Origin of the sequence: Clostridium punense (assembly GCF_017874425.1) — a bacterium.
Taxonomy (GTDB): Bacteria; Bacillota; Clostridia; order Clostridiales; family Clostridiaceae; genus Clostridium_J; species Clostridium_J punense.
In genome coordinates this window covers 1-19,391 of sequence record NZ_JAGGLL010000014.1, presented here as the reverse complement: position 1 = coordinate 19,391, position 19,391 = coordinate 1, and the positions used below count along the sequence as shown (strand labels likewise).

Annotated in this window: 22 protein-coding genes; 18 read left to right on the top strand and 4 right to left on the bottom strand. The window is 30.3% G+C overall.

Annotated elements, in window-relative coordinates; translation table 11 throughout:
• Positions 1 to 217: 217 nt before the first annotated feature.
• The 7 genes from lon to J2Z44_RS09895 all read left to right on the top strand — a co-directional run bounded on the left by lon (position 218) and on the right by J2Z44_RS09895 (position 6,809).
• The gene (gene lon, locus J2Z44_RS09925) at positions 218 to 2,551 is read left to right on the top strand and encodes an endopeptidase La (protein WP_021282810.1); all 2,334 of its coding nucleotides are present in this window, start codon (positions 218 to 220) and stop codon (positions 2,549 to 2,551) included.
• Positions 2,541 to 3,158, top strand: a complete 618-nt coding sequence (yihA, locus tag J2Z44_RS09920) for a ribosome biogenesis GTP-binding protein YihA/YsxC (protein WP_021282809.1) — start codon at positions 2,541 to 2,543, stop codon at positions 3,156 to 3,158. Before lon ends, yihA begins: the two co-directional genes overlap by 11 nt.
• Positions 3,159 to 3,462: 304 nt before the next feature.
• Positions 3,463 to 4,194 carry a CPBP family intramembrane glutamic endopeptidase gene (locus tag J2Z44_RS09915; RefSeq protein ID WP_021282808.1) on the top strand — a complete coding sequence of 244 codons (732 nt, stop codon included), beginning with the start codon at positions 3,463 to 3,465 and terminating at the stop codon, positions 4,192 to 4,194.
• 504 nt (positions 4,195 to 4,698) lie between these two features.
• A complete protein-coding gene (locus tag J2Z44_RS09910; protein WP_021282807.1) occupies positions 4,699 to 5,121 on the top strand; it encodes a hypothetical protein in 423 nt (140 codons plus the stop codon).
• Between the two features lie 165 nt (positions 5,122 to 5,286).
• Complete coding sequence (locus tag J2Z44_RS09905) at positions 5,287 to 5,523, top strand: hypothetical protein (RefSeq protein WP_021282806.1); 237 nt, start codon at positions 5,287 to 5,289, stop codon at positions 5,521 to 5,523.
• 58 nt (positions 5,524 to 5,581) lie between these two features.
• Positions 5,582 to 5,800 carry a hypothetical protein gene (locus J2Z44_RS09900; protein WP_021282805.1) on the top strand — a complete coding sequence of 73 codons (219 nt, stop codon included), beginning with the start codon at positions 5,582 to 5,584 and terminating at the stop codon, positions 5,798 to 5,800.
• Positions 5,801 to 5,996: 196 nt separating this feature from the next.
• Positions 5,997 to 6,809 carry a hypothetical protein gene (locus J2Z44_RS09895; protein ID WP_021282804.1) on the top strand — a complete coding sequence of 271 codons (813 nt, stop codon included), beginning with the start codon at positions 5,997 to 5,999 and terminating at the stop codon, positions 6,807 to 6,809.
• 224 nt (positions 6,810 to 7,033) lie between these two features.
• On the opposite strand, the gene J2Z44_RS09890 is transcribed toward J2Z44_RS09895, so the two are convergent.
• Together J2Z44_RS09890 and perR are read right to left on the bottom strand one after the other, a co-directional pair.
• Positions 7,034 to 7,978, bottom strand: coding sequence for a hypothetical protein (locus tag J2Z44_RS09890; protein WP_021282803.1), 945 nt, complete (start codon positions 7,976 to 7,978; stop codon positions 7,034 to 7,036).
• Positions 7,979 to 8,082: 104 nt separating this feature from the next.
• On the bottom strand, positions 8,083 to 8,499 hold the full coding sequence (perR, locus tag J2Z44_RS09885; protein ID WP_209649536.1) for a transcriptional regulator PerR: 417 nt from the start codon (positions 8,497 to 8,499) through the stop codon (positions 8,083 to 8,085).
• A 188-nt stretch (positions 8,500 to 8,687) separates the two neighbouring features.
• Here perR and J2Z44_RS09880 point away from each other — a divergent pair, with 188 nt between their 5' ends.
• The 4 genes from J2Z44_RS09880 (at position 8,688) to J2Z44_RS09865 (ending at position 12,114) form a co-directional block, all read left to right on the top strand.
• Entirely contained in the window at positions 8,688 to 10,064 is a 1,377-nt protein-coding gene (locus tag J2Z44_RS09880; protein WP_021282801.1) for a PhoH family protein, read from the top strand.
• A 510-nt stretch (positions 10,065 to 10,574) separates the two neighbouring features.
• On the top strand, positions 10,575 to 11,222 hold the full coding sequence (locus tag J2Z44_RS09875) for a site-2 protease family protein (protein ID WP_021282800.1): 648 nt from the start codon (positions 10,575 to 10,577) through the stop codon (positions 11,220 to 11,222).
• A 19-nt stretch (positions 11,223 to 11,241) separates the two neighbouring features.
• On the top strand, positions 11,242 to 11,910 hold the full coding sequence (gene trmB / locus J2Z44_RS09870; protein WP_021282799.1) for a tRNA (guanosine(46)-N7)-methyltransferase TrmB: 669 nt from the start codon (positions 11,242 to 11,244) through the stop codon (positions 11,908 to 11,910).
• Positions 11,911 to 11,967: 57 nt separating this feature from the next.
• Positions 11,968 to 12,114, top strand: a complete 147-nt coding sequence (locus tag J2Z44_RS09865) for a clostri-philic family protein (RefSeq protein ID WP_021282798.1) — start codon at positions 11,968 to 11,970, stop codon at positions 12,112 to 12,114.
• Positions 12,115 to 12,182: 68 nt separating this feature from the next.
• Here J2Z44_RS09865 and J2Z44_RS09860 read toward each other — a convergent pair whose 3' ends face one another.
• On the bottom strand, positions 12,183 to 12,977 hold the full coding sequence (locus J2Z44_RS09860) for a metal ABC transporter permease (protein ID WP_021282797.1): 795 nt from the start codon (positions 12,975 to 12,977) through the stop codon (positions 12,183 to 12,185).
• A 14-nt stretch (positions 12,978 to 12,991) separates the two neighbouring features.
• Complete coding sequence (locus tag J2Z44_RS09855; protein WP_021282796.1) at positions 12,992 to 13,645, bottom strand: metal ABC transporter ATP-binding protein; 654 nt, start codon at positions 13,643 to 13,645, stop codon at positions 12,992 to 12,994.
• A gap of 238 nt (positions 13,646 to 13,883) precedes the next feature.
• Here J2Z44_RS09855 and J2Z44_RS09850 point away from each other — a divergent pair, with 238 nt between their 5' ends.
• From J2Z44_RS09850 to J2Z44_RS09820, 7 genes are all read left to right on the top strand, one after another.
• Positions 13,884 to 14,807, top strand: coding sequence for a metal ABC transporter solute-binding protein, Zn/Mn family (locus J2Z44_RS09850; RefSeq protein WP_021282795.1), 924 nt, complete (start codon positions 13,884 to 13,886; stop codon positions 14,805 to 14,807).
• Between the two features lie 266 nt (positions 14,808 to 15,073).
• The gene (gene cobC / locus J2Z44_RS09845; RefSeq protein ID WP_021282794.1) at positions 15,074 to 15,661 is read left to right on the top strand and encodes an alpha-ribazole phosphatase; all 588 of its coding nucleotides are present in this window, start codon (positions 15,074 to 15,076) and stop codon (positions 15,659 to 15,661) included.
• 18 nt (positions 15,662 to 15,679) lie between these two features.
• A complete protein-coding gene (gene cobU / locus J2Z44_RS09840) occupies positions 15,680 to 16,228 on the top strand; it encodes a bifunctional adenosylcobinamide kinase/adenosylcobinamide-phosphate guanylyltransferase (protein WP_021282793.1) in 549 nt (182 codons plus the stop codon).
• An 18-nt stretch (positions 16,229 to 16,246) separates the two neighbouring features.
• Complete coding sequence (gene cobS / locus J2Z44_RS09835; RefSeq protein WP_021282792.1) at positions 16,247 to 16,996, top strand: adenosylcobinamide-GDP ribazoletransferase; 750 nt, start codon at positions 16,247 to 16,249, stop codon at positions 16,994 to 16,996.
• A 134-nt stretch (positions 16,997 to 17,130) separates the two neighbouring features.
• On the top strand, positions 17,131 to 17,352 hold the full coding sequence (locus tag J2Z44_RS09830; RefSeq protein ID WP_021282791.1) for a DUF1450 domain-containing protein: 222 nt from the start codon (positions 17,131 to 17,133) through the stop codon (positions 17,350 to 17,352).
• Between the two features lie 373 nt (positions 17,353 to 17,725).
• The gene (locus J2Z44_RS09825; protein WP_021282790.1) at positions 17,726 to 18,574 is read left to right on the top strand and encodes a DegV family protein; all 849 of its coding nucleotides are present in this window, start codon (positions 17,726 to 17,728) and stop codon (positions 18,572 to 18,574) included.
• A gap of 4 nt (positions 18,575 to 18,578) precedes the next feature.
• Positions 18,579 to 19,028: a PadR family transcriptional regulator gene (locus tag J2Z44_RS09820; RefSeq protein ID WP_021282789.1), complete on the top strand. Its 450-nt coding sequence runs from the start codon at positions 18,579 to 18,581 to the stop codon at positions 19,026 to 19,028.
• The last annotated feature ends 363 nt before the right edge of the window (positions 19,029 to 19,391 follow it).

Sequence of the window (19,391 nt, the reverse complement as noted above, 5' to 3'; positions counted from 1 at the left end):
GTATAATATATAAAGTCTTGTTATAATGGAATAATAAGCTTTACAATACGGAACAAACTATATAGAGTAGTTTTAATAATGATGCTTTTATAAATCTTATTCTATGATAGAAAAGATCTTTTACATATAATCTATGTTTTAGAAATACTTATAAAGATGAACTAATAGATATATGGTTAACTACTAATTAGACGCAAATAGAAAAGAGGGAAGAATAATGGATAATAACTTATTAAAGCTTCCTGTAATACCATTAAGGGGAGTAAATATTTTTCCGCATATGGTTTTACATTTTGATGTAGGAAGAGAAAAATCAGTTGCAGCAGTGGAAGAGGCAATGTCAAAGGATCAAAAAATTTTTTTAGTGGCTCAAAAGGATGCAAAAATTGAAGAGCCAAGTGCTGAAGAAATATATAATATAGGTACAATATGTTACATAAAACAATTTGTAAAACTTCCGGGAGATCAGCTAAGAGTTTTAGTTGAAGGTGAGCAGAGAGGTAAGCTTAATGAATTCATAGAAGGTGAGGCCATGTTTTATGGAGAAATTAAAGTTTTAGAAGATATTCCTTGTGAGGATGAAAATGTATGTGAGGCCTATAAAAAATCAATTGATAAAGCTTTTGATGAATATTTAGAATTAAGTGGAGAGAGCTTAAATGAAATATTTACAGAGTTAGAAGAAGAAGATGGCTTAGGAAGATACTGCGATATTATAGGGGCTTTCTTAATGTTGAAAACTGATACCAAGCAAGAACTCATAGAAATAGTTGATGTAAAAGAAAGACTAGAAAAGTTACTAGTAATTATTAAAAATGAAATAGAAGTTCTTAAAATAGAAAAAAGCATTGGCACAAAGATAAAAAGTAAAATTAGTAGAGTGCAAAAAGAATTTTATCTTAGAGAACAACTAAGAGTTATTCAGGAAGAACTAGGCGATGATGATGAAGAAAATAATGAAATGAAGCAGTATGAGGAAAAAATTCACAAGTCTAAACTTCCAAAGGATGTAAAAGAAAAAGCTTTATATGAGTTTAATAGACTAAAAAGTACTGGTCCTGGTAGCCAAGAAAGCGCAGTAATTAAAACTTATTTAGATTGGATACTAGATTTGCCTTGGAATAAACTTACAAAAGATAATTTAGACCTAAAAAATGCAAGAACTATTCTAGATAAGGAACATTATGGATTGGAAGATGTTAAAGAAAGAATAATTGAGTATTTAGCTGTAAGGAAAATCAGTAAAACCCTTAAAGGGCCAATACTTTGTTTAGTAGGTCCGCCTGGAGTAGGTAAAACTTCAATTGCTAAATCCGTAGCAAATTGTCTTGGAAGAAAATTTGTTAGAATGAGTCTTGGTGGAGTAAAAGATGAAGCAGAGATAAGAGGACATAGAAAAACCTATGTAGGTGCCATCCCAGGCAGAATAATTTATGGTATGAAGCAAGCAGGATATAAAAATCCACTTTTTTTACTTGATGAAATAGACAAGATGGGAGCGGATTTTAAAGGGAGCTTAGCTGATTCATTGCTTGAAGTGCTAGATAGTGAGCAAAATTCTACTTTTAGAGACCATTACTTAGAATTAGATTTTGATTTGTCAAAAGTAATGTTTATTACTACAGCAAACTCTTTAGAAGGAGTATCAAGACCATTACTAGATAGAATGGAAATTATAGAAGTTTCTGGGTACACCACAGAGGAGAAGTTCCATATTGCAAAGGAACATCTTCTTCCAAAATTATTAAAAGAACATAATATAACAGCTGATAAATTTATTTTTCAGGACAATGCTATTAGCACATTAGTTGAAAATTACACTCGAGAAACAGGAGTTAGAACTCTTGAAAGGAAAATGGCTTCTGTTATTAGAAAAGCCATTACAGATTTAGTAGAAAACGAGAAAGAGTTAATTACCATAAATGGAAATACGGTTAAGAAGTATTTAGGCCCTATAATCTATACCTATGATGACTTAGACAAAGAAGACAAAGTGGGAGTAGTAACAGGACTGGCATGGACTGGATATGGTGGAGATACTCTTCCTGTGGAAGTCACTGTAATGGATGGTGATGGTAAATTGCAATTGACTGGACAGCTTGGTGATGTAATGAAGGAGTCAGCCAAAGCCGGGTATAGCTATGTTAGGGCCAATGCTGAAAAATACGGTATCAATAAAGACTTCCATAAGAAAAAGGATATTCATATCCATATTCCAGAAGGAGCTATTCCTAAAGATGGACCTTCAGCAGGAGTAACAATGATTACTGCAATGATTTCTGCTTTAAGTGGCAAGAAAGTTAATCATAAGGTAGCAATGACAGGAGAAATTACGTTAACAGGAAGAGTTCTACCTATAGGAGGGCTAAAAGAAAAAAGTTTGGCAGCTTATAGAATGGGAATAAAAACTGTTATTATACCAAAAGATAATAAAAAAGACTTAGAAAAAGTGCCAAAGTTAGTAAAGTCAAAAATTAAATTTATAGTTGCTGACAAGGTTGAAGATGTACTACAAAATGCATTAATTGGAGAGATAGAAGATGGAAATTAAACAATCAGAATTTACTATATCGGCTGTTAAGCCAGACCAATACCCTATAGATCAAAGATTAGAAATTGCCTTCGTTGGAAGGTCTAATGTAGGAAAATCGTCCTTAATTAATACACTTACAAATAGGAGAAAACTTGTAAAGGTAAGTGGAACTCCGGGAAAAACTAGGTTAATTAATTTCTTTTTAATTAATAATGAGTTTTATTTTGTTGACTTACCAGGTTATGGTTATGCTAAGGTTTCTAAAAGTGAAAAAGCAGGCTGGGGAAAAATGATGGAACAATATCTAATAAATAGGCCACAGCTAAAGAAAGTTATGCTTTTAGTTGACTCTAGACATAAACCTACAGGTGATGATGTACTTATGTACAACTGGATAAAGCATTATGGTTATGGGGTTGTTATAGTAGCAACTAAAAAGGATAAGCTTACAAAGAATGAACTTCAAAGAAGTGCAAAAGTAATTAGAGAGACTTTAAGCTTAGACAAGAGTGAACAAATACTATTCTTTTCATCCCTTAAAAAGGAAGGAAAAGAAGAACTACTTCAAGAAATTTTTAAAGATATAAGCATGGAAGAAAATCTTGAAGACAATACTGAAGTATAAATTTAAGAGTACCTATTAAATAGGTACTCTTTGATTTATGTATTGTGTTATAATAAAATTTATATTACAGTGGATCATATCAATTAGTATTTAAAAGAAAATTACATTGAATCATGTAAATAAAAGTTAGAAAAATATAAAGAGACTTATTTGTGGGGAATTCTTAAATGTGTTTCTTCAATTTATTTAACATTTTTATATATTATTAAGTTAATTAATACCAAACTATAAAAAAAAGTCTTAAGGAATTTAGAGTAGTTTAATTGAATAGAATTAGTAGTGTAAATATAGGTAGGAGGAATTTATGGAGATATTAATTAATATTCTTATAATTTTATTATTATATCTTGTTCCACTGATTGTTTTTACCAAAACAATTACATGGCACAAATATTCTAAGCTGGTAAGTATTGTTATTGTTTTTGCTTATATAGGTTTACTTTTTATAGTGCCTAGTATGCAAGGAAACATATTACCCTTTATTCTTATAGTTTTTATGATGTTTAGAATGAAGGGTGAATCTTTAAATGGTGATTATTATAATTACAGATTTTCCATAAAGGAATTTAAGTTGGCTAATGGATTTAGATATGCTTTAGTGGGATATGGAATGGTAATTGTGGTATCCATAATTACTCAACTTCTACTTTTTGCTTTTGGAATTCAGGCTAAATCTCAAGAGGTGGTAGAGGTATTATCAGGATACAATTTAATTGAGTTCTTAATTGCAGCTCCTTCAGCAGTGATTTTTGCTCCAATTGTAGAAGAATATGTATTTAGATATGTTTTGTTCCAGAAAATTTTCAGAAAATCTTTAACTGGTAAGGGTGGATTTTTAATCAGTTCTTTTTTAGTTAGTATAATATTTGCAATAGCACATAATAATCTATCCGCCTTTGGAATGTTATTTATAATAAGTTTTTATAACTGTTATTTAATTGAAAAAAAGGGATATTGGTATGCAGTATTTAATCACTTTTTCGTAAATGTAATCACCACATCCTTTTTATTTGCATCAAAACTTATGCAAGGGTAAACTAATTTAATAAAGAAAGCAATTGTAACTGTGTTACCACATTTACAATTGCTTTTTTAAAATTATTCTTAGAAAATTCAACATCAATGCTTGATTTGGGTTTAATATAGGTTAATACCTTAAGTTTTCAAAATGATAAATAAGAATTCTAATAAGAAAGTATATACATTTCCTAAATTGAAAAATTACTAGATACACATCCTAAAGCCCTGAAGACAAAAAGATAAAATTAAGTATAGGATAGTAATTTAATTTATTTCTTTATATATTACTAATAAAACCTAAATATTTATAAAAACAAATTTTCACTAGTAACAAAAAAAGTATTTATTAATAATATATTATTAAGCAAAGGATTATTAGAAATAGAATAAAAAACTGAAGAGTTAACAAAAACTTTACAAAGCAAAAAATAAAGTAGTGTCAAAAACTAAGGTGAATCCATAGTATATACTATACAAAAGATAAGAATTAACTGAGTCTTCTGGTAAAGGAGGAAGAGCTATGGAAAACTATTCAAGTTTATTAAACCTATTAGCGGGCATGGATTCTTCACAGGCAGAAGGCACATCAGGAATATCATCATTATTAGGTGGCAACAGAAAGTTATGGGTATGGGTAATACTATTTTTAATTTTCTACAGTTGCTACTGTAATAACAGGGGTAATAGCAATTGCTGTAACTGCTGTTGTTGTGATTGTGATTGTGATTATGATGACTGCTGCTGTGGTAGGAAACACAAAAAACACAAAAGTAAAGATTGCTGCTGCATAGAAATAGACCCATGTTGTTTATGCAATGGAGGCTATGGCGGATGGAACAATGGAGGAGTACGAGGTGGTTGTGGCTTTGGTAATGGCTGTGGTATTAATATTTGCACTATAGCTATATTAGCTGCAATATTCTTAATTAGAAGAGGGTGCTAAAGAAATTCTTTAACAACTAAAGATTTATAGAATCTAAGGATTAAAATTTAAATTACTAATTCGAAATTATTAATATCAGAAGACAAGATAATTAAAATACCAATTATATTTGTGAAAATATCAAAAGTTAAGAAAAAAATAAATAAAAAATGGGAGGATTTAACCATGTGTGGATGCGGAAATCAAAGATTTAACTTTCAACCTTGCACAATTTTACTTGTTATTGCTATATTAGGCAATCAAGGGTTATTAAATGACTCACCACAAGCTAAGAATGCAATAACTTTACTACTTCTTTATTGGTTATGTGGATGCAGTAACAATAATAATAGTGGAGTAGCTGGAACTAATGAATGTAGACCTAGATGTAGAAAAAGAAAAATAAAAGTTTGCTGCTGCTAATTTACTAAAGGATAAAAAATAAAGTTCAAAAATACAATTTCAAAAGGAGAGATTAACTATGTGTGGATGCGGAAATCAAAGATTTAATTTGGAACCATGTACAATTTTATTAGTAATTGCTATTTTGAATAACCTTTGCCTATTAGACACTCAAAATAATCCAGTGGCTAAGAATGCATTAACATTATTATTCTTATACTGGTTATGTGGATGTAATGGCACAGGAATATCACCAAATAACAATAGAAAAGGCAATAATGGAATTTGCTGCTGCTAATAAGCAACCTAAAAAAATTAAATAATGTGCAAACTAAAGATAAATTAGATGTGTAAACCATGGCCCATGGTGGGGGGTTTCTAGAAAGATAAGAGTTTTTAGCAGTCCATGTGAAAACATGGATTGCTTTTTAAAATTAAAATGAAAATCAATAGGAGGGTATAATTGCCCTCCTATATTAAAAAGAGGTGAGTTTATGGGAAAACATAAGCATAGAAGAAGACATAGTGATACCAGTAATGTTCAACAGCTTCCATCACCTATGCCAGGTTTTGGTGGACTTGGAGAAATGTTAGGTGGAGGCATGGGTGGAGGAATGAATGGCATGGCAGGACTACTTTCATCCCTAGGTGGATTAGGTGGAGGTGGAGGAAATGGAATGGGGTCCCTTTTATCAGGATTAATGGGAGGAGCCCCTCAAGGTGGCGGTGGTGATCCATTAGCTGCACTTGGAGGAATTGGAGGCATAATGAATGCTCTTCAAGGATTAACAGGAAATCAAGGCCAACAAGGTCAACCTCCTCAACAACAAAAGCAAACACAACCAGCTAGCCTGAAGGATATACTTTCAAACATAACAGAGGCAGATAAAGATGCTTTGAGAGAGGTGTTTAGTGGTATACTTAACAGTGATAGTAAAAAGGAAGAACAAAGGGTAGAGTCGGGAGTAATTAATCGTAGGAAGCAGGAACAATCCATTGAGCAAATATTATCTAGTCTAGATTTCAACTCAATTTTGAGCAGTATAAACAATATAGATTTAAGTAATTTTGACTTTGAAAATATTGATCTTAATAATATAGATTTTGATAATATGGTAATTGAAGATGAGGAAAATGAAGGGGAAGAAAACAACCTTTTAGTAGAAGAGGGAGAAATTGTACAGGAAAATATTTTCAAATCAACTTCAAAGTTAAATGAAAATGAATTGCATGACTTAGTAAATATATTAGTTAGACTCATTGAACCAAGCAAGCTTAAAGCACTTGAAAAATTACTAAAAAGTTAAATATAATGTGAGATGCCCATAAATGCGTTGATTTATGGGCATTTACTTAATTCAATCTAGAAATAGTAATTAGTAAGAATAAAACTTCAAAATAAATGTATAAGAAGTCATAATTGGGTAACAATAATAAATGTAATAGGAGTTGAAATCTCCATAATCTCTAAAATATTAATTTTAGAGTAAACCCCCCCATCCCCCTTGGGACCTGTAGAGGTCCCTTTTTTTTATCTTAAATTTAAAGACGTAATTTTGTAGTTATAAGAGCCATCGCTATTTGGATATTTTGTAAGAATTAAATCAAAAGTAATAGCTTTTACTATCTTATTATCTGATAAGGAGGTAGCTTTAAAGTTTAGTGTCCATTTTATTTCATGTGGTATACCATTACTATCCCAGCTTAAATCTTTAAAAACTCCATCCTGAAAAGTATAGGATGTATTATTATTTGCCGCTCCATAAAGCAAGTTTAAGTCGCTACCACTTATATTGTGATAAAAGTATGAAGGCAATGCTAAAGAATCATTTGGGAAACTTTGTAGCAGGGTTACAAAACTAGCAATTACATCTATGCCCATATAATTGCTAGGAAAAGTATAACTATACTTTTTAAGCTCATCTTTAACAAAAATGAAGCTGTTGTAAGATATTTCACCATTAAAAATATTAGCCGAGATAATTCTTGGAGTTTTATTATTTTTGCTGTCCACAAAGCCTAAGATATTGTTGTTTGAACAGTAGATATCCTCATATTTTTTATCTTTCCAATGAAAAACATGTTGTATTGGCTTACCATGAAAGGAAGATTGTAGGAATATTTCTTTTATGTTGTTTCTAGATGCATCCAAGGTAATAACCTTCATTGGCCAATAATCTGTAGCATCTCCTAAGGTAGGCATGGCACCACTTGGATTAAGACCATAGCTAGTACCATCATTGAGATTAACTTGAACATAATAGTTTTTATCATCTTTTTTCACATATAAAATATCTTTTTTCCCATCGCCATTTAAGTCATCCTGTATAGTTTTACTATCTTCAATTGAAGTGATAAAAGCCGGTGAAGACCTATTTAAGTACTGAAAAGCGATTACTGGCATTAAAACGATCAAGGATAGTATTATAAAACTGTAAAAGTACTTTTTAGTTAATTTAAACTTTTTAAAACTCATTATTACACCCCCCATAATAATGTATATGTAAATTAAGGAAAATTAATTAGTTAAAATTATAAATTTAAATAAAAAAAGGACTAGCATTTGCTAGTCCTAAAAAGTTAATTTTCTTTAGTGCAATCTTGGCATAAACCATAAAAGTATACTTGATTAGAAAGAATGTTATAGTTTGTGTGATTTCTAATTTCATCATTTAAGAATGAAAAAGATATTCCTTCTATATCATCTACTCTAAAACAATTAGTACAATGCACATGAGGATGAGGTTCAACATTTCCATCGTAACGAAAAGTTCCTTCACCTACATTTATCTCTTGAACTAAATTTACTTCTACTAAAACTTTAAGAGCTTTATAAACGGTTGCAAGACTCATGGTTGGATATTCTTCTTGCAGTGCATTATAAATTGTTTCAGCAGAAGGGTGCTCCTTAGTAGATTTCAAGTATTTATAAACAGCTATGCGTTGAGGAGTAAGTTTTAATTTTTTTTCTTTAAAGATCTGTGTAAAATTATCCATGCTAATTTACCTCACTGTTTGATTATATTTATTATATAATAAGTATTATCCGGTGTCAAAGAAAATATAAATAAAATATGGAATTATGTATTATTTTGATAAAAAAATTTTTAGGAAAAGTTAATATTTTTATTCAATTATAGAAAGTTTTACATATATTAGTAATATAGGAGAGGAGGAGAAGTAGCTTGAAGAAAACTTATGTATTAGATACCAATGTTATTCTTTATTCATCTGGGGCTTTATTATCCTTTGGAGATAATCATGTGGTAATACCTGAAGTAGTTCTTGAGGAGTTAGACAACTTTAAAAAAGATAAAACTGACCTAGGAGCAAATGCTAGGCATGCTGCAAGAACTATTGATAAGTTAAGAAAAGAAGGAAATCTTAGCAAGGGAGTTTTTCTACCTAATGGAGGTACCTTAAGGGTAGAGATGAACCACTATGACACCATAATGCCTCCAGCCTGGGAAAAAGAAAAACCAGATAATAGAATACTACAGGTATGCAAAGCCTTAAAAGAACTAGGAGAAGATGTAATTCTTATCACAAAAGATATCTTTGAAAGAATTAAGGCGGATACGGTGAATATAAAGAGCGAAGATTACTATGAAAAAGTAGTTCCAGAAAATGACAGCCAATATACTGGAAGAATTGAAGTATATGTTCCCTCTTATAAACTTGAAGAATTCTATGCTAAGAAGTCTTTAAATCCCGATGATGCGCTATGTTATTCCCATGAAGAGGAAGATTATTATATTCCTGAACTATATACAAATCAATTTGTATTAATGCATTCAATGGAAAACGAAAAACAAACAGCTTTAGGAAGATTTGATGGGAAGAAGATAGTGCCATTATACTATAAAGATATAAAACCACTGGGCTTAAATCCAAGAAATGTAGGGCAAAAATTTATGCTAGAGGCTCTATTTACAGATCCAATAAAAGCTCCTTTAGTTATTATAAAAGGTCCTGCGGGTACTGCTAAAACTCTATTTTCTTTAGCTGTTGGGTTGCAAAAAATAATTGAAGAAAATACTGGACAATATAGAAGAATACTGGTTTGTAGACCTAATGTACCTATGGATGAAGAGATTGGATTTTTACCAGGGTCTGAGGAAGAAAAAATTGCTCCTTTTATGAGACCAATCTTTGATAATCTAGAGATTTTAGTGGATTCTGATGAAAAAGAAAGGTATAAAAATGAAAAAGAGTTACAGGATAAAATAAAAGAATTGTTTGACAGAAGAATAATAACTACTGAAGCTGTAGCTTATTTAAGAGGAAGATCCATAGTTAAAAACTGGGTTATCATTGATGAGGCTCAAAATCTATCCCCTAAGCAAGTAAAAGCTATAACTACTAGAGTAGGGGAAGGGACTAAACTAATACTTATTGGTGATCCTGATCAAATTGACCATCCATTTATGGATTCTAGGTCTAATGGCTTATGCTATGCCTCTGAGAAGATGAAGGGCAGTGAACTTTGCTATCAAGTGACACTTAAATTTGATGAATGTGAGAGATCACCTTTAGCTTATGAATCTGCGCAAAAATTATAAAAAAAGGCCATGGGCCTTTTTTTATTGAGTTATAACTTAAAGTTTATATTATAGTGTAGTTAATTTAATAAATAACAGCTAAGTGTAAAAGTTATTTAAAAATACTTGTATAGACTTAAGTGTCATTGACTATAATGTTTTTGGTAAACCTAAAAGACTTATGTGCCTATGAATAGATTTGTTTTTAGTATGTTTATTTATAAAATATATAACCACCTTGATTTTAAATAATAAACTACTATAATGATAGTATGAGTTAATATTGTATAAGGGATTTTCAAAAAATAAATAAGTCAGTTTGTTAGTTTATTTTGAGTTATATTGTGTCAATAGAACCCATAGATACCCTACTATCTATGGAACCTGTTTCCTTGTCAGCACAAGCTTGCTTGTGAGCACAAGCTTACTTGTGAACTCCAAATATCCTTCACATATTTGGCTTTTTATTTATTTTTAAATGCCTTATGAAATGCCTTATGGCTTTGATTATCCTTTTAAGGGGGACTTTTTATGAATAATTATCTTTTAGAAAAGATACTAATAATTCCAGCTATTTTATTGGCTTTTACCTTTCATGAATATGCTCATGCAATAGTTGCAGTAAAATTAGGTGATGATACGCCAAAATATCAAGGAAGGCTTACTTTAAATCCTTTTGCTCACGTTGACATTGTAGGATTTATTATGATTTTACTTGTAGGATTTGGTTGGGCAAGGCCAGTTGAAACTAATCCTCAGGCATTTAAGAATTATTATAAGGATGACCTAAAAGTTTCTATAGCAGGACCTTTAGCAAACTTATTAATTGGGTTTATTTCTGTAATAGTTCTTGTGCTATTTAGTAAGATTCAGCTTAATAATGCAAAACTTCAGGATATAATAGGAACTATAATATATTTGACTGCTTGGTTGAATTGTATGTGGTTTTTCTTGAATTTAATACCTATACCAGGATTTGATGGATTTCATATAATAAATGATTTATTTCCTAGAGTCTTGTATAAGTTTTCAACTATGCTATATAAATATCAAATGGTTATTTTTATTATTTTAATTCTTCCATTAATCGGACAAAGATCTATTTTAGATTTTATAGTTGGAATACCTGGAAGAGCTTTATTTGGTTTCTTTGTTAATATAGTTACATCAATAATATAAACAAGAGGAGTAGAAATTTATGCGCTTAAGAAAAAAGCACTGGGCAAGACCAGAAATGGAAGCAAGTGATATTGTTATAACTGATCAATATAATCATATGGGAAAGTGGAATGAAAATCTTGGCAACAATAGTGAAATACACTTAGAGTTAGGTTGCGGTATGGGAGGTCATATTGCACAAAGGAGTAAAAAAAATCCTGATATTAACTATGTGGGTATTGATTTAAAAGATGAGGTTTTGGTTAATGCCTTAAGGAAAGTTAAAAGCTTAAGAGAAGATGAAAGAATGAAAGATAAAGATTTTAATGTGAGATTAATGCCTTTAAACATAATGCTTATAGATAATGTTTTTGCAAAGGATGAAATTTCAAAGATATATATTAATTTTTGTAATCCTTGGCCAAAGGAAAGACACAATAAAAGAAGATTAACTCATACAAAGTTTTTAACTCAATATAAAAGATTCTTAAGACTAGGTGGAGAAGTTTGGTTTAAGACTGATGATACAGGTTTGTTCGAGGACTCTATTAACTACTTTAAAGAAAGTGGCTTTGAAATAAACTTCTTAACCTATGACCTTCATAATAGTAGCTTTGAGGACAATGTAGTTACTGAATATGAAGAAAAGTTTACTTCCATGGGAATGAAAACTATGTTTTTAGTAGCAAAATTGGTTTCTATAGATTAACTTGCATAGAATTTCTCCTTTCAGCAAAAAATAATTTTGGTGAAAGGAGAGATGACAATGGCAGAATATAATAAACAACACAAAGAAAATCAAGCAATGCAAAAAGGTGAAAGAAGACAAAGACTTCATAAGAATCAAAATAACAGAGGAGATGAAAAAATAAAGCCTCGTTATGATGAATTGGATGGAAATCCTGTTGGATAAATAAGAAGCTTAAATAAACCGTAAAATAAGTAAAATCCCCTTAAAGAGAATAACTCTAAGGGGATTTTCTATTTAGCTAAAAATTTTTTGAAAATAATAGTAAATATAAGTACAAATACTGAAACTAGTGCAATGGTACCACCAGGAGCACAATTTATATAGTAGGATAAAATTAATCCCAAAATAATATCTACAAAACCAAAGAATAGTGAAAGTAACAAGGTATCCTTAAAACCTTTGTTAAGCTGTAGTGCTGCTGCAACAGGAAGAGCTATCATAGAGGACATAACTAAAATCCCCATAATTCTAATGGAAACAGAAATAGTTGCTCCCACTAATAAAGCAAAAATATAATTTATTAGCTTGACATTTACCCCAGCAACTTTAGCCCCTTCCTCATCAAAGGTTATATATATAAGCTTATGATATAAAGAAGAAAGTAATACTATTGAAATAATGCTTAGTACGAGCATAGTAATTAAATCACTTTTAGTTACTGTAAGTATGCTTCCAAATAAAAAAGTGTTAACATTTCCACCAGTTTTTCCAGTACTAATTAAGGTGATGCCAATACCGATACTAAAGGTTAAAATGATTGAAAGAATGAGTTCAGCATACTTTTTGTAATAGTCTCTTAAATACTCTATTAAAACCCCACAGATACTAGTAAAAATAAAAGAAGACACTATAGGATTAAATCCAAATACAAGTCCAATAGCAACCCCCGCAAAAGAGGAGTGAGCTAGAGTATCACCCATCATGGAATATCTTTTTAAAACTAAGAAAACTCCAACTAAAGGACACAGAATAGAAATAAAAATTCCTGCTAAGAAAGCATTTTGCATAAATTCATAATGAAACATATAAACCCTCCAACTTAAACTATATTTTGACTATTTAAAAATTCATCTAAGGTGTATAAAGTGCCACAGCCACTTTTCATATTTAAAATGTGAGTTGAATTTTTAATAGCAGCCTCTAAATTATGTTCGATAGAAACCACTGTAATGCCATGATTTTTATTTAAGTGAGTAATTATGCTATAAATTTCTCTCATACTTTTATTGTCAACTCCCGTAGAAGGTTCATCTAGTATGAGCATATCTCTATCACCTAATAAAGCTTTGGCTATAAATACCTTTTGCTGTTGACCACCTGACAAATTTCCTATTAGGTTATCTTTGTAATCTAGCATTCCCACAGATTTTAATCCATCTATAATGCAATTTTTATCCTTTAATTTTAATATTTTTCTATGGGTATTTAAAACTTCGTATACAGTAATAGGAAACTGTGAATTGAAACTATCCAGCTTTTGTGGTACATATCCAATGTTTGTTGATTGACTATTAATAGAACCTTTAGCTGGTTTTAGTATGCCAAGCATTAGTTTTATTAAAGTAGTTTTTGCACTACCGTTTTCTCCTATAACTGAAACATAACTTCCACGTGGGATAGTGAAAGATAAGTTTTCTATAACGTAAGGTTTTATATTATTATAAGAGAAGGAAATATTTTCTACTTCGATCATACAGTTACTCCTTTCATATATTACAATATTGTCCAAATAAAATAAAAATATTAACCAATTTATTTATATAATGAATAAATTATAGTAAATTTGATAATAGTTACTTAATGATTATATAACAACAGTAGGAGTTATTGCAAATAGTTTGCAATAATTTTTATGAAATATATTTACAGTGAAAGTAGAATTGATTATAATAATATTAGATGCGAATTAATTGCAACAAAGGAGTATATTTATGAAAAAAAGAATTATAACATCAATGTTGGCTGTAATGCTGACAGTAACTCTTACTGGATGCAGCAAAGAAAATACTGTTAAAACCAGTAGTGAATCAAATAAAGTTAAGATAGTCACATCCTTTTATGGAATGAAGGCTCTAGTAGAGGAAATAGGCAAAGATAAGGTTGAAATTCATAATGTGGTGCCAGAGGGAACAGAACCTCATGATTTTGAACCAAAGGCCAAGGATATGATTAATATAGAAAAAGGTAATATATTTGTTATAAATGGAGCTGGTATGGAAGGCTGGAGCGAGAAGGTTTTAAAATCAGTTAACAATTCTAATTTAGAAGTTGTTGATGCCTCTAAAGGAATTGAATTAATAAGTGCTAAGGATCATGAAGAAGAAGTGGAGGAAGATCATGACCATGGTGAGTATGACCCTCATACCTGGCTTGGTATAGAAACAGCTAAAATTCAAGGGAAAAACATAATGGAAGCCTTAGTAAAGGCAGACCCAGGTAACAAGACTTATTATGAAGAAAACTATAAAACCTTTGAAGGGGCTATGAATGATATATTAAACACATATAAACCTAAGTTTAATGAAGTTTCTAATAAAAAATTTATAACCGGTCATGCAACCTTTGGTTACTTATGCAGAGATTTGGGTTTGGAACAAAATAGCATAGAAGATGTTTTTGCTGAAGGAGAGCCTTCTCCTAAGAAGTTAGAGGAGCTTGTAAAATACGTAAAACAAAATAATGTTAAGGTTATTTTTACTGAAACTTTAGTAAGTCCTGAGATTTCAGAAACTTTAGCAAGAGAAGTAAAAGGGAAGACAGAGAAGATCTACACACTTCATAGCAATGAGGATAACAAAACCTTTGTAGAAGCTATGAAATATAATGTGGAAACCATATATAATAGTTTGAAATAAATTAAGCTTTACAAGAGAAAGTTTTTAGTCCTTTTAAAAACTTTCTCTTCTACTTTTTTGCTTAAAATCTATTCTTTTTTAATGAATCCTACCTTTATTAGGAATACCTAATCTTACAATAGTATCCTGTATAAATATGTTAAATTTAATATTGTTAAATAGTGAAAAATCTCTTCATTGACAACTTTAGTATAAAGATATGAAGTTATTATTGAGTTTTAATTAAAATAAAAGTAATATAAGAGGTGAGATAGGGTGGTGAGAGTTTGGATATTTACTTATTAAGGCATGGAAAATCTGAAGAAAATGAAAAGAATACCTATTACGGAGCTATAGATTGTAGCTTAAATGATGAGGGAATTAATCAAGGAAATAGAGTAAAAGAAAAACTAAGAGGCATAGATTTTCAGTGTGCTTATGTGAGCCCAACAAAAAGAACTTTAGAAACATTACATATTGTTAATTCTTCTAAGGAATTGGTTGTCAACTTAGAGGAAAGACTTAAGGAAATTAATTTTGGTGATTTTGAAGGAAAGAGCTATGGCGAACTTTTAAAGCTTTATCCATCAGAATGCGAACTGTGGAAAAATGATTGGAAAGACTTCACTCCACCTGGAGGGGAAAGCTATGTACAGTTATATAAAAGAGTGGAAAGCTTTATGAAGGAGCTAATTAATAAAGATTATGAAAAAGTTTTATTAGTTACTCACAGCGGAGTAATAAGAACAATTTATACATATGTCCTTGGAGGAAATTTAGATTTATTTTGGGGCTTTGGATGCAAAAATTGTGATTTAGCAATAATTAAATATGAGTATGGCAATTTATATATTGATTCTATTACTCATTGTTAAAATATAGGAGGGTTTACAATGAATAAAATTACTTTAGTAACTGGTGGGAGCAGAAGTGGTAAAAGTACCTTTGCTGAAAGTCTTTTTAAAGATACTGACGATGTACTATATGTTGCAACTGCAATAATTACAGACGAGGAAATGAGAGATAGGATAAACAAACACATAAACTCAAGAAATAATAAGTGGACAACTTATGAAGGATTTAAAGACTTAGAAAAAGTTATAAAGGATACAAAGCATAATAATGTGCTTTTAGATTGTGTTACTATAATGATAACTAACCTAATGTTTGAAAAAAATCTAGATTTTGATAATATGACCATGGAAGAAGTAGATGAAATCCAAAACAAAATTAAACTTCAATTTGAAAATTTAATTAAAGCTGCTAGAAAAGAAAAAAAGAACCTAGTAATGGTTACAAATGAAGTTGGAAGTGGACTTGTTCCAGAATATAAATTAGGAAGAATCTACAGAGATATTGCTGGGTTTACAAATCAACATATAGCAAAGCTTTGTGATGAAGTATATTTTACTGCCTGCGGATTACCGTTAAAGTTAAAGTAGAAAAATGAGGAATAGATCATGAAAAATATAATTAACAACTTTTTATTATACATACAATTTTTCACCCGTATACCAGTAAACAAAGGCTTAAATTGTGAAGATAAGAACTTCATAGAAGGAACTCCCTTTTTTCCTATCATAGGACTCATAATTGGAGGATTTCAGTATGCAGTTTATTATAGTTTATCTGGTAAATTAAATTCCTTCACCCTTTCAATAATTGCGGTGCTTATTTCCATTATGATCACAGGAGCTCTTCACTTAGATGGCTTTGGAGACTGTGCTGATGGTTTTTTCGCGTTTAAGGGAGGCAAGGATAAAATCATTGAAATAATGAAGGATAGCAGAGTGGGAGCTTTTGGATGCATTGCTATTGTGTTTAATATTCTTTTAAAAGTATCTTTGGTAGACAGTGCAATTAATGCTGCTCCGCTACTTATAATTGCAGCTCCTATCATTGGAAGATTTTCTATTGTGTTCTTATCCTACATAGGAAAAAGTGCAAAACCTCAAGGAACTGGTAATCTGTTTATTGGTAAAGTTAAGGGTATAAACTTTATATGCACATTGATGGTTACTGGGGCATTGACCTATTTATTTATAGGCTATAGGGCTATATTACTAATAATAACATCAATGATAGTTACTTATTTATTTAATAAATTTTGTGAGAAAAAGATTGAAGGTTTAAGTGGAGATACCTTAGGTGCAAATAATGAGATAGTGGAAATCTTTACGCTTATTATGTATTTTATTTTTACTAACTAGAAAAGATTGAAGTAGCTGTAAGTTAAAACCTGGACTTGTACACTTCAAGTGATAACTAGTAGGATTTTATAGATTAAAGAGAGATAGTAAGGACAATAGAATAATAACAATGCTATAATCAAAGGAGGAAACAAATGAGCAAAAAAGTTAGTTTTTGTATGTGTAACGAAGGTTATGAAAAATTAATGGAAAAAGTTAAAGAAATTCATGGAGATTTTGTTATTACAGAAAACAAGTGCATCGGTGTGTGTAATTTATGTGGGTATAAATACATTGCTAGAGTTGATGGAAAGTTAATTGAAAGTGAAGATATAGAGGAAGCTTATAATTTAATTGAAGCTTCTATAAGAGCATAATAATTTATATGATAAGTTAATAATCTACAGAAAAAGTCACAAATTAAAATGTGGCTTTTTTTATATAGAATATTAAATATTTATTTGTTGAGAACATAGTAAAAGTCCAATATAAAAGTAAATGGAGATGTATTTTAAGTAATGAGAGTATTATGAAATTTCAAAAGAGTATGCGAGTGATGATTTAATATAGAGATTGGTAGTAATTAAAGTGTTTTACTAAAAAGCCACATAAGTGAATTATTGAATAAATTAGGAATATTTTTAACATAATAAAGATACTAAGAATGTTATCAAATTTGATATATCACTATTGATAACATACTCACTAGTGATATATAATAGAATCATAGTTAAACTAGGAGGGATTATTTTGCAAAAAATAGCTTTGGTAACAGACAGTGCAAGTGATATTACAAAGGAATTAAAAGAAAGATATAATGTAAGGGTTTTGCCCTTTAGAATTATATATAAGGATAGAGAATATAGTGATGGAGTAGACATAACTCCAAAGTATGTGTATGATACGTTAGAGACTGAAGCCCCGACTTCTTCTCTTCCAGCAATGAAAGATATAGAGAATATGTATGAGGAACTTAAAAGTGAAGGTTATACTCATGTTATAATTGTTACTTTATCTTCAGGATTATCAGGTGTTCACAATGCAATTTCCTTAGCTAGCGAAAATCATCCTGAAATTAAGTCCTTTGTTTATGATAGTAAGGCAATTTCTTATGCAGAAGCTTTGCCAATAGTTGAAGCAGCTAAGATGATTGAAAAAGGTATGAGCTTTGAAGAGATAGTTAAGGAAATTCCGCGAGTTACTGAAAAGACAGAATTATTCTTTGTTGTTGGTACTTTAGAATACTTAAAAAGAGGTGGAAGAATAGGTAGAGTGTCAGGAACAATTGCTGAGCTTTTAAATATTAAGCCTATTATTTCTGTAGATAAAAATGGAGTATACTATACATATGACAAAGTTAGAGGAAGAAAACAATCCATTAATAGAATGTTAGAAATAGCAAAAGATAAACTATCAAATAAAAAATATGATATTCATATAATTCATGGTGAAGCTGAAGATGAATCCAAAAATGTAGCAGAACAATTAAAAGGTCTTGAGAATGTTAATAGTGTAACTTTTCATGGTTATTTAAGCCCGGTTTCAGGAGTTCATTCAGGGCCTGGCCTAATAGGAGTAATATTCTACGAGGTAGAATAACATAATGGGCCAACATCATATAAAAGATATAAAGGAAGAGGAAAAACAACTTTATGAGGAATATAAAAGGAAGTTAAATGAACTAAGGAAAGTACAAAAAGAAAATGAAGCTGTTGGCCAAGTGTTTACTAAGGGGTTACTGCCCATTTATGTCTTGTACATCCTAAGCTTAGGTCCAACTAATGGTAATGATATATCTCATAAAGTTGGAGATAGAACTCATGGGTTTTGGCTTCCAAGCACTGGAGGCATTTACCCTTTATTAAAAAAAATGGAGAAACAGGGGTATGTTCAAGGGAATTGGGATGATTCTAAAAAAAAGGCTCAAAAAATATATAGTATAACTGAAGAAGGGTTACAGGAATTTACACAAAAAAAAGTATTATTACGAAGTAAGATTGAAGAAGCACTAGAAGTGTTTAAAATAATATATAAAGATTTATATGAAGAATAAAAAAGGTGATTTTTGAATTTTAGATAGTTCAAAAATCATCTCTTTTTTATATAGGGATTTCATGATGGAATTTTAACTTATTTATCTTAATCAATCCTTAAGGGACCTGGGGAGGATTTACGTATAGGTTAAGTTTTAACTCTTGTTCCCTATATAGGAGATGTAGCTTAAAAATATTTTTCGAGACACGAAATATTTTTATGAGTAGAAGAATAATATATTAAAGTGTATAATTATTATAAAATATTACAGTTTTTTCATGGAAAAAAAGACCAGCTAGTAATAGTCAATAGTTTTTTTAAAAGATTTCTTAGTTTAAAAAAGGGCATCACAAAAAGTACTGTCCGATATACGAACAATACA